Genomic DNA, 14,417 nt, shown 5'->3' with positions numbered 1-14,417 from the left:
TAAATCCATTTGGATTTTACGCGGGGGTGGGGGTATGTCTCAGCCATGGTTTTCTGGATTTCCGCTGCTGTTCTGACTGTAGTTGCGACGCTGCTTGTGCTTTTGCCATTGACGCGACGCGTTCAATCGCCCGTGTCGGACAATCAATACGATGTCGAGGTCTATCGCGATCAGCTGCGCGAACTTGATGCCGATGAAAAGCGCGGTCTGATCGACCCTGCCAGCAGCGAACAGGCACGCGCCGAAATCGGCCGCCGTCTTCTCAAATCGGCCAAGGCCGTGGAAGACGACAAGGCAATTGTCCGGCCAACGAAAAGCGCAACTCGCGAATGGCTCACGCTCGCAACTGTTCTTGCCATTCCATTGATTTCGTGGGGTATTTACACCAAGCTCGGTTCTCCGGATTTGCCAGCCCAGCCACTGGCGGAACGGCTTGCAAAGCCGGCGGATCAGAGTACCCCAGCCGAATTGATTGCACGTGCAGAAGCGCATCTCGCGCTCAATCCCGATGACGGGCAGGGCTGGGAAGTGCTCGCGCCCATCTATTTGCGAATGGGACGGCCCGGAGACGCTGTTGCCGCGTATCAGAACTCCATAAGGTTGAATGGTGACAGTGCGGGCCGGCAACTCGGTCTGGGTCAAGCCTTGACTGCGGAGACTGGTGGCAAGGTCACCGCCCGCGCGGAAGAAGCCTTCAAGCGCGCAATGACGCTTGATCCAAAAGACATGCGGCCGCAGTTTTATATCATTGATGGCTGGATGCAGCAGGGCCGCCTGCCTGAGGCGCGAGACCTGATCCGCAAGCTGCTGGCGGAGGCTCCTGCGGATGTTCCATGGCGCGATCAGGCGCAGGCTGCCTTGACTAGGCTCGATCATGAGATCGCCGGTGATGCGCCGGATGTCAGCGATGTCGAGAAAACCGGTCCGGATGCCTCGCAGGTTGAGGCCGCTGCAGGCATGAACAACCAGGACCGCGCCGCGATGATCGAGGGCATGGTTGCGAACCTTGCCGAAAAATTGAAACAATCGCCTGATGATGTCGAAGGCTGGGAGCGGCTTGTCCGATCCTATGTGGTTCTCAACCGGCCCAATGACGCATTGGAAGCGCTGGGCCGGGCGAGAAAGGTGCTGAGTGCAGACAAGCTTGCGCGGCTCGATGCGGTGGCCAACGAGCTTGGCCTTGCCGACGAACCGGACCAACCGGAGAACAATTGATGACGCGCAAACAGAAGCGGCTTTCGGTGATCGGGGGAGGATTGTTCGTCCTGGCGGTTGCAGCGGCACTGGTGCTGTTCGCGCTGCAGCAGAAGATCGCATTCTTTCGCATGCCGTCCGACATTCAGGCATCCGATGTCGAATCGGAGTCGCGCTTCCGCCTCGGCGGGCTGGTTGAAAAGGGCAGCGTCGTGCGCGGCGATGGCACGAGGATCAGTTTTTCCGTCACTGACCATGTCAAAAGCGTTCCCGTAACCTATGATGGTATTCTGCCGGATCTTTTCCGTGAAGATCAGGGCGTCGTGATCGAAGGCAAGTTTATGCCCGGTGGCGCGTTTGTTGCCGACAGCGTGCTCGCCAAACACGATGAGAATTATATGCCGAAGGAAGTTGCCGACAGCCTGAAAGCCAAGGGCGTCTGGCAGGGAGGGAGCCAGCAGTGACCGTCGAACTCGGACATTTCGCTTTGGTGCTGGCACTGGCGCTTTCGATTATCCAGGCTGTCCTGCCGGTGCTTGGCGCACGCCGCAACGACGACCGCATGATGGCTGTTGCGGTGCCGGCTTCGTTCACTGTGTTTGCCCTGATTGCACTGTCTTTTGTGGCACTGACCTCCGCGCACGTTCTCTCCGATTTTTCCGTGCAGAACGTCTTTGAAAACTCACACTCGCAAAAGCCGCTGCTCTACAAGTTCACGGGCGTGTGGGGCAATCACGAAGGCTCGATGCTGCTTTGGGTTTTGATCCTTAGTTTCTTCACGGCGCTCGTCGCCTTCTTTGGCAATAATCTGCCGCCAACGCTAAAAGCCAACGTCCTCGGCGTGCAAGCCTGGATCGGCAGCGCTTTCCTGCTGTTCATCGTTGGCACGTCCAATCCGTTCGCGCGGCTCAATCCGGCGCCCGTCGAAGGCCAGGATTTGAACCCGATCCTCCAGGATATCGGCCTCGCGATACACCCGCCCATGCTCTATCTCGGTTATGTAGGGTTCTCGGTCTGCTTCTCCTTTGCAGTTGCAGCTCTGATAGACGGTCGCATCGATGCGGCCTGGGCACGCTGGGTGCGTCCCTGGACACTGACTGCCTGGATATTCCTGACCGGCGGCATCGCCATGGGCTCCTACTGGGCTTATTACGAACTCGGCTGGGGCGGCTGGTGGTTCTGGGATCCCGTCGAAAATGCGTCGTTCATGCCATGGCTCGCCGGTACGGCATTGCTGCATTCGGCGTTGGTCATGGAAAAGCGATCGGCGCTGAAAATCTGGACCGTTCTCCTTGCCATCCTGACTTTTTCGCTGTCGCTGCTTGGTACATTTCTCGTTCGCTCGGGCGTGCTGACTTCAGTGCATACATTCGCCACCGATCCGGGCCGTGGCCTGTTCATCCTGGCGATTCTCGTGCTGTTCATTGGCGGATCGCTGGCGCTCTTCGCCTGGCGGGCGCAGACGCTGGCGCCTGGTGGGCTGTTTCAACCTATTTCGCGCGAGGGCGCGCTGGTCTTTAACAACCTGTTTCTGACCACCGCCGCCGCTACCGTACTGATCGGCACGCTCTATCCTCTACTGCTGGAATCGCTGACCGGCGAGAAGATCTCCGTCGGCGCACCGTTCTTTAATCTGACATTTGGCCCATTGATGATCCCGTTGCTTGCAGCCGTCCCGTTCGGGCCGCTGCTGGCGTGGAAACGCGGCGATATCCTCGCCGTAGCGCAGCGGTTGATGACGGCATTTTTCGTGGCGCTGCTCGTTGTCGCGGTCGTGCTCTACAAGACCTCGGCTTCCGGCGTGCTCGCCGCCTTCGGCATCGGCCTCGCTGTTTGGCTGATGCTCGGCGCAGTGACTGATCTGTCGCTCAAGGCCGGCATCGGCAAGACCTCACTTCGTGGGATGGCACAGCGTATCACGGGCCTGCCGCGCTCGGTATTTGGCACCGCCTTTGCGCATTTCGGACTTGGCATCACGCTTCTTGGCATCGTTGCCACGACGACCTTTGCAACCGAAAGCGTATTGGTGATGAAGCCGGGCGATGGCATTCGGGCTGGTGGATACACGCTGCGTTTCGATCGCGTCGATGCTGTCAAAGGTTCGAACTACACCGAGGACCAGGGCAAGTTCACGATCCTGAACGACGAGGGACAGCCGGTGACCGATCTTGTTTCGGCCAAGCGTTTCTTCCCCGTTCGCAAGATGCAGACGACCGAGGCGGGCATCAAGACATTCACGTTCAGCCAACTTTATGTTTCGCTCGGCGATGCAGCCAAGGATGGCGGCATCGTGGTCAGGATCTGGTGGAAACCGCTGGTGACGCTGATCTGGCTTGGCGGCGTGGTGATGATGATTGGCGGCGGTATGTCCCTGCTCGACCGGCGTCTGCAGAATCGGCGCACCTGCCAAGTCTATGGGCAAGGCCAAGCCGCGACCGGCACGAGCCATCTCATGAGGCCGCTGTTTGCAACTCTGGCACTTGGCTTGGCACTCTGCTTTGCTGCTACCGGCGCGCAAGCTCTGTCGCCGGACGAAATGCTGTCCAATCCTGTGCTCGAAAAGCGCGCACGTACCATCTCCGCTGAATTGCGCTGCATGGTGTGCCAGAACGAATCCATCGATGATTCCAATGCCGATCTCGCTCGCGATCTACGTGTCCTGGTTCGCGAAAGGCTGGTGGCCGGCGATACGGACGAGCAGGTACTGGAGTTCCTCGTCGCGCGCTACGGCGAGTTTGTCCTGCTCAGGCCGCGCTTGCAGATAAGCACGCTGTTGCTTTGGGGTTTCCCGATCGTAGTTCTGCTTGCTGGCGGCGTTGCGATCATCCTGTCGATCCGCCGGCGGCGCACGAGTTCTGTGGAAACGGCGCCGCTTTCCGACAGCGAGAAGAAGCAGCTGAAGAAGCTATTCGTTGCACCAGGCGATTGATCGTCAGCCTTTCGCGGGCAACATGCGCATTAGCACGCGGTCCTTCAGCACATAATGATGCAGTAGTGCCGCGAGGGCGTGAGGTCAGTCGTCCTGACGGCTCAAGACCACACTGACATTGCGCGCGTGAACCGATTCGTAGGCCGCGTAGTAGCTGATCGCGCCCGCGGCGAAATCTTCCGCGGCAAAGGTTCTGAGGTCTTGTTCCGCCAGTTCCGGTTCGTGGGGTAAGCGTAATAGCTTGGTTACATAATTGCGTGTGGCCGTAATCAATTCCGCCCCGTAACCGCCCGCGACGATCATGTTTTCCGCACCATGATTGGGCAGGATCTTCTCGATATCCCACGTCGCCATGCGTTCCAGATCACGCAAATGATGTTCCAGCCGTTTCGGCTCGGCGACATAGGTGATAGGCTCTTCCAGCGCATCGCCGGCCAGCATCAGCTTGCGCTGGGGCAGGATCAGCATCGTCCCGTCATGACTGTGAATGTCGACGTGACGCAGTTCCACATCCATATCGCCGACCTTCAAGCTCAGTTCTGTCTCAAAGGTGCTATTCGGCATGATGAGCGGTTTGATTGGTGGGTTGTCATTTTCTAGCCTGTCGCGGTTGCTGTGCATTGCCTGCGCGGTCAATCCATTGGCGATGATCTCGCAGTCAGCAAAGACTTCGTTCCCGGCTACGTGATCGACGTGCCAGTGGCTGAGCACGACCCGGATATTCCTGGCCCCGGCATCTTCTAGCGTCTTGCGGACAATCCTCGCGTGGGGAAGCGAAATGCTGGTGTCGTAGACCAACGCTTCTCCGCCGGACACGATCGCGTAGGTACAAACTCCCAGCGAATAGGCACCGTCGTCAAGCCAGTTTGGTTCGTCCGAGTATGCTCGCACCCCGTCCATTCGGCCGTCATAGAAGGCGAGGATCCCCGGCAGGGGCCGGTGGACACGTAGAGTCGATCCGAGAGGCGGCATGATGATGAACTCCAAATGGTAAAAACAACGAATCAAACGTCCCGGTGACAGGCAAAGAATTCAACCTCCAATATGAAGAATTCAACTTAAAATATATAGATAGGTGCAACAACGGATCAATGCCATTGGAAAACACAAAAATTACGCGTGTAAACTAATTATTTCCATTGCATCATATATCAGCTTGCTATATCTGATCGAAACATAAATATAAGTATTATATTGGGAATCGATACAGCTGTTCAGGTTACATGCAGATCATAGTATGCATAAAAGCATAATAAGCGATATTTACGCCTTAAGGTTGCGGTATATTATCAAAATACACCATTCGCGCGCACAACTTACGCGTATAATATATTTTAGAGAGATTGATAATGAGACAATTTATACTGGAAATCAATTCGTCTCCCAAGTCAAGATGGGAGCCATCAGCAAATGTTGATAGGGAAAGACGCAACCGTTCGGAGCGGCGGCGCATGATAGCGATCCTGCGCGCGGCATGCCGTGTGCTTGGTCTGAAGCGCAGAAACGCTCTTGGAATGCCCGGTTTTGCCGCGGCTGCCGCACTGGCATTGAGCATTGGGCCGACGCAGCAAGCCAATGCAGCTGGTTCAGGCGATGGGATATTCATCAATCCAGGCTCTACCTCGAGTTGCATAATAATCAGCATGGTTGCAGTGGTGCCTTCTACCTTGCTGAGATCGAATAGTGCTGATTGCTCACCGGCAACGAAGAGTTCGCAAACAGACCATGTATTATTCTATAATCCTGTCTCAAACTCCTCCAACTCGCTCTCGCTTGGTGGCGAGCTCTATGTCAATGGCGGTTTTATCGGGCTGAACAATCCAGCCATGTTCAGGGGTCAGATCTTGAATTCCATGGCTATTGGCAATCAGAAAACCAAGGCTGCAGGCAAGGACGCGATTGCAGTGGGCAATGGCGCACAAAGCACATCGGGCGACAATATCGCGATCGGCCGTGATTCACAGGCAGGTTACATAGCGGCAGCGGGGTCCAGTATGGAGACGGACATACCAGATGCGGATCTGCGCGCGATAGCCATTGGCGCGGGGACAAAGGCTCTCGAACAGGACACGATTGCCATTGGGTACAGGGCGCTTGCAGAAGACAATATGTTCGGAGCGGCGGCCATCGGTGCCAATGCGGAAGTACATATGCTTGGCGGTGTGGCGCTCGGCTTCAAGTCGGTCACCGGCGCCACCGCTGTTTCGACGGCAAACGTGACGATCAATGGGGCCCAATACAATTTTGCAGGCGATCAGGCCTATAGCCAGGTCAGCATCGGCAAGGCGGGTACGGAGGATACCGATGCGGTCAATGTCGGTCAGTTGAAAGGTCTGGCGGATGCCGGAACGGAGGCGGTGAAAAACCTTGGCGATGTGGCCGTGAAATATGTCTGGGATGACAAGAACGGCAATGGTGAGCTCGATGCAGGCGAAGTTGTCGATTACGGCAAGGTCAAGCTCGCCGGTGCCGGGGCAAACGGCACGGTGATCAGCAATTTGGGCAATGGTGCAGTCAATGCCACCTCCAGGGAAGCAATCAACGGCTCGCAGATATTCGGTATAGCAGCTGCTTTCGGTGGCGGAGCGGGTTGGAATGCAGACGGCATATTTACTGGCCCAACCTACAAAATCACCGTCATCAATCCGGACCGAACATTGGGCAGCAAGGATCACGACAATGTCGGTGACGCGCTCGGCGGGCTCGACAACAGTGTCAGGATCGTCAACGCGAAAACCGACAATGTCACCGATCGGCTCAATGCATTGGGTAGTGATGCGCTGATCTGGGACGAAAGCAAAAAAGCGTTCACCGCCAGCCATGCGGATGCAACGTCCAAGGCGGTGAGTGGCAATAATCGGATTACAGACCTGCACCCGCGGCCGGACAGGAGCTTTCCAATTCCGGTTACAGCATCAAGCCGTCCGAGGTGAGCGTTCCACAGGGAGCAGAACTCGGTCGCTATCGCCGCACGATCCAGCCCTTCGAAAACTGGGAACTGCGGTGCGATGAAAACCTCAAGGCCAAGAAAAAGATTTGCAATATCACCCAGACAATTCTGGACGGCGAAGGGCAGGTCGCCTTCTCCTGGTCGCTGGCGGCCACCCGGGGCGGCAAACCAATGATGATTTTGCGCGCGCGGCCAGGGCTTGGCGCTGAGAAGCCCATAAACCTGAGCTTCTCTACACGAAAAGAACCGGTCATCATCGCTACGAATGCTTGCGACGCCAATGTTTGCGTGGCGTATTTACCGGTCGGTCCCGTCTTGCGCGAGCAAATCGCTAAAGAGGCAAACGTGCAGGTATCCTACAGCGACACCGGAGAAACGACGCTTGTCTTCGAGGCGCCTTTGAAAGGCCTATCCGCAGCGCTTGCCGCCATAAAATGATCGAGCGACGCTGTCCCAGCTTCCGCAGAACCTTACAAATTTGTCATAATGCGGAAATAGCGACGTAACCTTCCTATCTGTATCACTGGAATTACAAGACGATCAAAGTCGATCAGATGTCCAAGGAGATACATTCATGCCGAACATTCGTAAGTCCTCTGTTTACCGCACCGGCATTGCCGCGGCCCTGTTGTCCTCAGCTCTCGTCGGGGGCCTTTTGGCGACCGGACCGCTTAGCGCCATTGTCCCTGCGCAGGCTGAGGCTGTACGTGTAGATGCTCCCCAGCAGCCCGGCTTCGCTGATGTTGTCGAAAAGGTCAGCCCCGCCGTCGTCAGCGTTCGTGTCAAGAGCGCCATCCATGACACAGCTGATGACGGCACGGGCTTTCCCGGGATGGACCAGCTTCCCGACGACAATCCCATGAAGCGTTTCTTCTTTGAGTTTGGCCAGGGCCAACAGGGCCAGCAGGGCAAACGCGGCATGGAACAGCGTAAGTCGCAGCGCGAGCAAAACCGCCCGGACCGCATTCGCCCGACCGCACAGGGTTCTGGTTTCTTCATCTCTGAAGACGGCTATCTCGTCACCAACAATCACGTGGTTGAAGATGGCTCGGCATATACTGTCGTCCTCAATGACGGCACCGAGCTCGATGCCAAGCTGATTGGCAAGGACAAGCGTACCGATCTTGCCGTTCTCAAAGTCGATGACAAGCGCAAATTCACCTATGTAACCTTCGGTGACGACAACCAGATCCGCGTCGGACAGTGGGTCGTTGCTGTTGGTAATCCATTCGGCCTTGGCGGCACTGTGACGGCTGGTATCGTCTCGGCCCGCGGCCGCGATATCGGCGCAGGTCCTTATGACGACTTCCTGCAGATCGACGCTGCCGTCAACCGCGGCAATTCCGGCGGCCCGGCTTTCAATTTGAATGGTGAAGTTGTCGGCATCAATACGGCGATCTTCTCGCCTTCGGGGGGCAGTGTTGGTATTGCGTTTGCCATCCCGGCGACGACCGCCAAGAATGTTGTCGATCAGCTGATCAAGACCGGCTCGGTTTCGCGTGGTTGGATCGGTGTCCAGATACAGCCCGTCAGCAAGGAAATCGCTGAATCTCTTGGCCTTTCTGAAGAAAAAGGTGCCCTTGTTGCCGAGCCGCAGGCCGATGGTCCTGCAGCCAAAGCCGGTGTCACCGCTGGCGACGTGATCACCGCAGTCAATGGTGACAAGGTCGCCGATCCGCGTGATCTCGCAAAGAAGATCGCGGCAATCGCCGCCGGCAAGGATGCCGAGCTCACTATCTGGCGCAAGGGCGAGGCCAAGTCGATCAACGTCGCGATCAAGCCATACCCGCAGGACGATCAGCAGGCCAACGCTGCGCCGCAGCAGGAAGAACAGCCGAAGCCTTCGGCTCTCGACGATTATGGCCTGACTGTCATGCCATCCGATGATGGCAAGGGCGTTGTGGTGACGGATATCGACCGCCAGGGCGATGCTGCCGACAAGGGTATCACGACGGGTGATATCATTGTCTCGGTCAACAACAAGCCGGTGAAGACCGGTGCGGAAATTGAAACTGCGATTGCAGATGCATCGAAGACCGGGCGTAAGGCCGTTCTTCTCCAGGTGCAGACCAACGACCAGTCGCGGTTTGTGGCTCTGCCTATCAACCAGGGTTGATCCACACGAGATAAGGGTTGCGGCGGCGCTGCATCCCCCACCCCGTCAGCGCCAAAGCACAACAGGGCGGCAGATCCTTCGATAACTCTGCCGCCCGCTTTTTCTTTCAGCGATGTGCGATACTTCACTCATTCACCAAAACCGGCTTAATGTACTGCCATGAAGATTCTTGTGATCGAAGATGACCGCGAAGCGGCCCGTTATCTGGAGAAGGCCTTCGCCGAGGCGGGGCATTCGGCGGATATCGCTGGCGATGGCGAAACCGGCTATACACTGGCGGAGCAGGGAACTTACGATGCCCTGGTCGTCGACCGCATGCTGCCGCGCCGCGACGGCCTATCCGTGGTCGCGGCTCTGCGTGCCCAAGGCAATGATACGCCGGCGCTGATCCTCTCTGCTCTCGGTCAGGTCGATGATCGTGTCACCGGCCTCAGGGCGGGCGGCGACGATTACCTTACCAAGCCTTACGCCTTTTCGGAGCTGTTGGCCCGCATCGAAGTCCTGCAAAGGCGATCGAGCCCGAAAGAGGCGGAAACTGTCTATCGCGTCGGCGATCTCGAACTCGACCGCCTGTCGCATACCGCCAAACGGGCAGGTCAGGTCATCATCCTCCAGCCGCGGGAATTCCGTCTGCTCGAATATCTGATGCGCCATTCCGGACAGGTCGTCACGCGAACTATGCTGCTGGAGCATGTTTGGGATTATCATTTCGATCCACAGACCAACGTCATCGATGTGCATGTCTCGCGCTTGCGCGGCAAGATCGAAAAGGGCTTCGAGACGCCCCTTCTGCACACGGTACGTGGAGCCGGCTATATGCTGAAGGCGACTGCCGGAACCAATGCATGAGCCGTTTTCGTGCCATGATGAAAATGACAGCCGTGCGGCTGTCAGCGCTGTATCTCATACTATTCACGATCTGTGCGCTGGTGCTGGTGTTCTATATCACCAGTTCTTCCGTCAAGCTTTTGACGACGCAGACCGAGACGGCCATCAACGAAGAAATCGAGAGTATCGGTCAGGTCTACCAACGGGGCGGTATTGTCGGCCTCGTGCGAACAATCGATCGCCGCGGACGTCAGCCGGGCGCTTACCTCTATCTCGTAACGGACCCCGCAGGGCGCATAGTCGCCGGCAATGTCCAGAGCATCGAGGTCGGCGTTCTGCAGACAGAGGGCTGGATAGAGCGCCCCATTACCTATGAACGCTACAATGAGAGTAGCGATCCGCAGGTCCACACCGCCATTGCCCGGGTGATCGTCATGCCGAATGGCATCAGGGTCATGGTGGGCCGCGATCTGGGCGAACCGGAACAGGTCCGGCTCGTCGTGCGCCGCGCGCTCATGGCCGCTCTCGGCATCATGGGTGTCGGTGCATTTCTGATATGGTTCTTCGTCGGGCGGCGGGCGCTACAGCGTATTGACGAGGTATCGGTCGCTTCGCAGCGCATCATGGGCGGCGATCTGGCGGGACGGCTTCCCGTGAGCGGATCCGGAGATGAGTTCGACCGCTTGTCGGAAAATCTCAACGGGATGCTAGCGCGCATTCAGGAATTGAACGAAGGCGTCAGGCACGTTTCCGACAACATCGCTCACGATCTGAAGACGCCGCTGACGCGTATGCACAATCGCGCTGAATCGGCGCTTTCAGGCGCCAAGACGACGAAGGCTTATCGTGCCGCTATGGAAGGCATGATCAGCGATTCCGATCAGCTGATCCGTACCTTCAATGCAATTCTGATGATCTCGCGCCTCGAATCTGGCTATTCGACCGAGACGATGGAGCCGATTGCGCTATCGACAATTGTCGAAGACGTTTTCGAGTTATACGAGCCGTCGGCCGAGGAGGCGGGCGTCAAGTTTGCACTCGGACCAATCGACGAAACGCCTGTCAATGCGAACCGCGAGCTGATCGGCCAGACCATTTCCAATCTCGTCGACAACGCCATAAAATATGCGAGCGTCAGCGATAATCCGGTTGAAGTAACGCTGTCGGTGGAAAAGCACGACGACAAGCTCAAGGTCATCGTTGCCGACAATGGTCCAGGAATCCCTGTTGATCAGGTGGCTCGGGCCACAGAACGCTTTGTGCGTCTGGAGGAAAGCCGCTCGCAACCGGGATCCGGGCTGGGTCTCAGTCTTGCCAAGGCCGTCATGAAATTGCACGGTGGTTCATTGGAGTTGACTGACAATGCGCCGGGGCTGCGGGCCGTCCTCGTTTTTCCGGTGGGAGAGGAGAATGCATGACTTCCGGAGCGCGAGGCGCTGACGCACCTTTCTTTGCGCAGGTCTTGCGTGAACTGGAACCATTAGACAAGCAGAATGCCGAAGCTTTGCTCCATGACCTTCTCGCGCGCGCGGCCGAAAAGGAATGTGCCGGCGTCGGTACATTGACATCCAACAAGCCTGCTGCTGCCTTTGTTGCAGCAATCCTCGACCTCTCCCCCTATCTGCGCGCCATTCTGTTGCGTCGCCCGCAAATTATCGAACCACTTTTCGAAATGTCTCTGACCAAACGCCTTGAAGCGCTGATGCTGGAAATTGCGGCAACGAGCGAGGGCGACGATGTCACTGAAGCCGGCCTGATGACCGCGCTTCGACAAGCAAAGCTCAAGGGCCATTTGCTCATCGCATTGGGCGACCTGTCCGGTCAGTTTACGACGTCCGAGTCGACATTCTGGTTATCGCGGCTGGCCGAAGAATGTCTTGACGCCGCCGTGCGGTTTCTGCTGCGCGATGCGCATGATGCGGGCAAGCTCAAACTTCCTGATCTAAAGCATCCGGACAACGACTCCGGCTGGATCATTCTGGCGATGGGGAAATTTGGCGCTTTCGAGCTGAATTATTCCTCGGATATCGACTTGATCGTCTTCATCGATGAACAGAGCCCGGCGATTACCGATCCCTACGAATGCGTCGAGACGTTTTCCCGCCTGGCGCGCCGTCTGGTGCGCATCATGCAGGACCGCACCGCCGACGGCTATGTCTTTCGCACCGATCTGCGGCTGCGGCCCGATCCGGGTTCAACACCGCTCGCCATCCCGGTTGTTGCCGCGCTCAACTATTATGAAGGCCGCGGGCAGAACTGGGAACGCGCTGCCATGATAAAGGCCCGGCCGGTAGCCGGAGACATTGAGGCGGGAAAGCGATTCGTGGCAGAGCTTGCGCCGTACGTCTGGCGCAAATATCTCGACTATGCAGCGATTGCCGACGTCCATTCGATCAAGCGGCAGATCCATGCGCACAAGGGTCACGGCGAGATCGCCGTGCGCGGTCACAATGTGAAGCTCGGGCGCGGCGGCATCCGCGAGATCGAGTTCTTCGTTCAGACCCAGCAATTGATCGCCGGAGGCCGCTTTCCGCAACTGCGCGGTTCGCGCACTGTCGATATGTTGGGTGCGCTGCATGGTCTTGGCTGGATCAGCGAGGAGGCACGCGACACGCTGGCACAGAAATATAGCTTCCTCCGTGATGTCGAGCACCGTATCCAGATGATTACGGATGAACAAACACACATGCTGCCGGAGGACGACGAGAACTTTCTACGGGTGGCCCTCATGATGGGTTACAAGGATGGCGTGACCTTTGCAGAAGATTTTCGAACAGCCCTGAAGACAGTCGAAACCCATTACGCCGCCCTGTTCGAACAGGCACAGGACCTGACGGCCGAGGCGGGCAACCTCGTTTTCACCGGTGACGTCGATGATCCCGATACGTTGAAAACGCTGGAGAAATTTGGCTTCGAGCGGCCAAGCGATATCTGCCGCGTCATCCGCACATGGCATTTTGGCCGCTATCGCGCGACGCAATCGGCGGAGGCACGCGAGCGCCTGACCGAGTTGACGCCGGTGCTGCTGAAGGCCTTCGGCGCGACCAGCCGCGCCGACGAGGCCCTGATGCGTTTCGACGGTATGATCAAGGGCCTGCCGGCGGGCATCCAGTTGTTCAGCCTGTTGCAATCCAATCCGCGCCTGCTTGACCTGTTGGTGCTGATAATGGGCGCTGCGCCGCGGCTCGCCGACATCATAACCCGCAAGCCACATATTTTCGACGGCATGCTCGATCCCGCGATCTTCGCCGATGTGCCGACACGCGCCTACTTGGCCGAACGGCTGGAGAGCTTTCTCGGTCCCTGCAAAGTTTACGAAGACATACTTGATCGCCTGCGCATTTTTGCGGCCGAACATCGCTTTCTCATCGGTATCCGGCTGTTGACCGGCGCGATCAGCGGCGGACGGGCCGGCAAGGCCTTCTCGCATCTGGCCGATCTCGTCATCGATCGGGCCCTTAAGGCCGTCATCGACGAATTTGCCAGCAAACATGGCAGGATCAGCGGCGGGCGCATTGCCATTCTCGGCATGGGGAAGCTCGGCAGCCGGGAACTGACGGCAGGGTCCGATGTCGATCTCATCCTGCTCTATGACCATGATGAGAACGCCGAGGAGTCGGATGGGGAGAAGCGGCTCGCGCCCTCGCAATATTACATGCGACTGACCCAGCGACTGATTGCGGCACTGTCTGCGCCGACGTCGGAAGGCGTGCTCTACGAGGTCGACTTCCGCCTGCGCCCATCCGGCAACAAGGGGCCGGTTGCGACACACATCGACGCCTTTCGCAAGTACCAGCTAAACGACGCTTGGACCTGGGAGCATATGGCGTTGACCCGCGCGCGGCCGGTTGCCGGCGATGAGACGTTGTTTGCCGAAATTGAAGAGGATGTCAGCGAGATACTGGTCATGCCACGCGATCCGGCAAAGATCGCCAAGGATGTCGTGGAAATGCGCGCGATGATCGAGGCGGAGAAGCCGCCGAGCGATGCGTGGGATTTGAAGCTCGTTTCCGGCGGTATCATCGATATCGAGTTCATTGCCCAGTTTGCCGTGCTGACGGGAAATGTTGACGGGCCAGCGAATGCGCAACCCACGGCAGAGGTCCTGGAGAAGTTGAAACCGAACTTCGCAGATCCGGCCGTGACCGACAACCTCGTCGAAGCGGCTCATCTCTATACCGGCATCACCCAGATCATTCGCCTGTGCCTCAACGGCGACGTGAAGCGCGAGGATTTTCCGCCCGGTCTATCCGAATTGTTATGCCGCGCCTGCGACCTGCCCGATATGGCACGTGTCGAAAGCCAGCTGGCGGAGACCGCACAAACGGTGCGAAAGACGTTCGATGGCCTGCTAAGGAGCGTGCAAAAATCATAGTTCAGTGCAGATTCGGACGGGCATA

At 57.6% G+C, this 14,417-nt stretch carries 10 protein-coding genes and 1 pseudogene; 10 read left to right on the top strand and 1 reads right to left on the bottom strand.

The window, feature by feature from the left end:
- Positions 1 to 45 precede the first annotated feature (45 nt).
- The 4 genes and pseudogenes from ccmI to N8E88_RS30530 all read left to right on the top strand — a co-directional run bounded on the left by ccmI (position 46) and on the right by N8E88_RS30530 (position 4,123).
- On the top strand, positions 46 to 1,215 hold the full coding sequence (ccmI, locus tag N8E88_RS30545; RefSeq protein WP_262293801.1) for a c-type cytochrome biogenesis protein CcmI: 1,170 nt from the start codon (positions 46 to 48) through the stop codon (positions 1,213 to 1,215).
- Positions 1,215 to 1,658: a cytochrome c maturation protein CcmE gene (ccmE, locus tag N8E88_RS30540; RefSeq protein WP_262293800.1), complete on the top strand. Its 444-nt coding sequence runs from the start codon at positions 1,215 to 1,217 to the stop codon at positions 1,656 to 1,658. The genes ccmI and ccmE overlap by 1 nt, the downstream gene beginning before the upstream one ends.
- Positions 1,655 to 3,650: pseudogene (locus tag N8E88_RS30535) on the top strand (heme lyase CcmF/NrfE family subunit). Before ccmE ends, N8E88_RS30535 begins: the two are co-directional and overlap by 4 nt.
- Complete coding sequence (locus N8E88_RS30530) at positions 3,647 to 4,123, top strand: cytochrome c-type biogenesis protein (RefSeq protein WP_315975280.1); 477 nt, start codon at positions 3,647 to 3,649, stop codon at positions 4,121 to 4,123. Before N8E88_RS30535 ends, N8E88_RS30530 begins: the two are co-directional and overlap by 4 nt.
- Before the next feature lie 84 nt (positions 4,124 to 4,207).
- Here the strand turns inward: N8E88_RS30530 and N8E88_RS30525 are convergent, their stop codons facing one another.
- Positions 4,208 to 5,095, bottom strand: coding sequence for an MBL fold metallo-hydrolase (locus N8E88_RS30525; protein ID WP_262293799.1), 888 nt, complete (start codon positions 5,093 to 5,095; stop codon positions 4,208 to 4,210).
- A gap of 479 nt (positions 5,096 to 5,574) precedes the next feature.
- Between N8E88_RS30525 and N8E88_RS30520 the strand changes: the two genes are divergently transcribed.
- The 6 genes from N8E88_RS30520 (at position 5,575) to N8E88_RS30495 (ending at position 14,392) form a co-directional block, all read left to right on the top strand.
- Positions 5,575 to 7,056, top strand: coding sequence for a hypothetical protein (locus N8E88_RS30520; protein WP_262293798.1), 1,482 nt, complete (start codon positions 5,575 to 5,577; stop codon positions 7,054 to 7,056).
- Positions 7,053 to 7,511, top strand: coding sequence for an invasion associated locus B family protein (locus N8E88_RS30515; RefSeq protein ID WP_262293797.1), 459 nt, complete (start codon positions 7,053 to 7,055; stop codon positions 7,509 to 7,511). The genes N8E88_RS30520 and N8E88_RS30515 overlap by 4 nt, the downstream gene beginning before the upstream one ends.
- A 136-nt stretch (positions 7,512 to 7,647) precedes the next feature.
- A complete protein-coding gene (locus N8E88_RS30510; RefSeq protein ID WP_262293796.1) occupies positions 7,648 to 9,189 on the top strand; it encodes a Do family serine endopeptidase in 1,542 nt (513 codons plus the stop codon).
- Between the two features lie 159 nt (positions 9,190 to 9,348).
- On the top strand, positions 9,349 to 10,038 hold the full coding sequence (locus N8E88_RS30505; protein WP_262293795.1) for a response regulator transcription factor: 690 nt from the start codon (positions 9,349 to 9,351) through the stop codon (positions 10,036 to 10,038).
- Positions 10,035 to 11,435: a sensor histidine kinase gene (locus N8E88_RS30500; protein WP_262293794.1), complete on the top strand. Its 1,401-nt coding sequence runs from the start codon at positions 10,035 to 10,037 to the stop codon at positions 11,433 to 11,435. Before N8E88_RS30505 ends, N8E88_RS30500 begins: the two co-directional genes overlap by 4 nt.
- Positions 11,432 to 14,392 (top strand): bifunctional [glutamine synthetase] adenylyltransferase/[glutamine synthetase]-adenylyl-L-tyrosine phosphorylase, encoded by a 2,961-nt coding sequence (locus N8E88_RS30495; RefSeq protein ID WP_262293793.1) that lies wholly within the window; start codon positions 11,432 to 11,434, stop codon positions 14,390 to 14,392. Before N8E88_RS30500 ends, N8E88_RS30495 begins: the two co-directional genes overlap by 4 nt.
- Positions 14,393 to 14,417 lie beyond the last annotated feature (25 nt).

This window comes from Phyllobacterium zundukense, from assembly GCF_025452195.1.
Lineage (GTDB): Bacteria > Pseudomonadota > Alphaproteobacteria > Rhizobiales > Rhizobiaceae > Phyllobacterium > Phyllobacterium zundukense_A.
The sequence above is the reverse complement of the archived record's forward strand: the minus strand, read 5'-3'. Positions and strand labels throughout refer to the sequence as shown.

Excerpts from the sequence above, each read along its gene's own strand:
- ccmI (WP_262293801.1), top strand. The coding sequence starts at position 46 with ATGGTTTTCTGGATTTCCGCTGCTGTTCTGACTGTAGTTGCGACGCTG.
- N8E88_RS30530 (WP_315975280.1), top strand. The coding sequence starts at position 3,647 with ATGAGGCCGCTGTTTGCAACTCTGGCACTTGGCTTGGCACTCTGCTTT.
- N8E88_RS30495 (WP_262293793.1), top strand. The coding sequence starts at position 11,432 with ATGACTTCCGGAGCGCGAGGCGCTGACGCACCTTTCTTTGCGCAGGTC.
- N8E88_RS30500 (WP_262293794.1), top strand. The coding sequence starts at position 10,035 with ATGAGCCGTTTTCGTGCCATGATGAAAATGACAGCCGTGCGGCTGTCA.
- ccmE (WP_262293800.1), top strand. The coding sequence starts at position 1,215 with ATGACGCGCAAACAGAAGCGGCTTTCGGTGATCGGGGGAGGATTGTTC.
- N8E88_RS30510 (WP_262293796.1), top strand. The coding sequence starts at position 7,648 with ATGCCGAACATTCGTAAGTCCTCTGTTTACCGCACCGGCATTGCCGCG.
- N8E88_RS30525 (WP_262293799.1), bottom strand. The coding sequence starts at position 5,095 with ATGCCGCCTCTCGGATCGACTCTACGTGTCCACCGGCCCCTGCCGGGG.
- N8E88_RS30520 (WP_262293798.1), top strand. The coding sequence starts at position 5,575 with ATGATAGCGATCCTGCGCGCGGCATGCCGTGTGCTTGGTCTGAAGCGC.
- N8E88_RS30505 (WP_262293795.1), top strand. The coding sequence starts at position 9,349 with ATGAAGATTCTTGTGATCGAAGATGACCGCGAAGCGGCCCGTTATCTG.